This is a genomic window from Pseudoflavonifractor sp. An187, from assembly GCF_002160275.1.
Taxonomy (GTDB): domain Bacteria; phylum Bacillota; class Clostridia; order Oscillospirales; family Oscillospiraceae; genus Enterenecus; species Enterenecus faecium.
This window is the reverse complement of sequence record NZ_NFKG01000063.1, coordinates 1-912: the sequence shown is the minus strand read 5'-3', so window position 1 is coordinate 912 and position 912 is coordinate 1. Positions and strand designations below refer to the sequence as shown.

The following is a 912-nucleotide window of genomic DNA, read 5'->3' as shown; positions in this document are numbered from 1 at the left end:
GGCTGGGGCTCAGCGGCCTCCTTGAGCTCGATGACCAGCTTGTCCAGCTGGGGAGACTTCTTGTCGGGACCGGTGAACACCAGAGTGCCGGCGCCGGCCTCGGTGATCTCGATCTCGAAGGTGACGGTGTGGGTCTGAGTGGCGCTGTCGCCAGCACCAGCGGAGACGGTGCCGGAGGCAATCTTGCCGTCGGGCTCGCTCCAGGCCAGGGAGTTGTTGGTGTCGCCGCTGCGGTAGGTGGCGGTGACGGTGTAGGTACCAGCAGTCTTGGCCTCATAGGGGAAGGAGATGGTGTCCTGCTGGTTCAGGCAGTTGATGAACTCGCCGTGGCTGGCCCAGTCGGCCTCGGCCACACACAGAGCCCACTGGCCGTCGGAGGCCAGCTCCACGTTGTGCAGCTGAGCAAACTCAGCTTCCAGAGTCACGGACACGCCCTTCTCGTTGGGGAAGTAGAAGGGATCTTCGGTGGTGTACTGCTCACGCTCCACCAGAGCGGCCAGAGCGGTCTCGATGGCGGTCTTGGCCTCGCCCAGAGCGGAGACGGAGGGGTTCTCCTCCTTCAGCAGCTCGGTGGCGTCCGCAATGGCCTTGGCGTAGGCATCCCAGCCGCTGGTGTACCACTCGCCCACCTTGCCGTCGGCGGCGTCCACCAGAGCCTGGAGGTCGTCGCGGGTGACGTCGGGAGCGAAGGTCACTTCAATGGTGGTCTCGCTGGTGACGCTGTCCAGGGTGTAGGTGTTGTCGGTGACGGTGACGGTCTCACCGTTGACCACCACGGACTCCACATGATAGTAGGCGTCGGGGGTGATGGTGAGGGTGAAGGACTCGCCCTCGGTGACAGCGGTGGTGCCAGCGGGAGACACGGTGCCGCCCTCATTGGCGGTCACGGTGACGTTGCAGGTCTGGTAGTCG

General features: G+C 64.8%; 1 protein-coding gene. It reads right to left on the bottom strand.

The annotated features are described in order from the left end of the window. Positions 1 to 912: hypothetical protein (locus tag B5F22_RS12375; RefSeq protein WP_343223956.1), on the bottom strand; the 912-nt coding region annotated here is incomplete at both ends.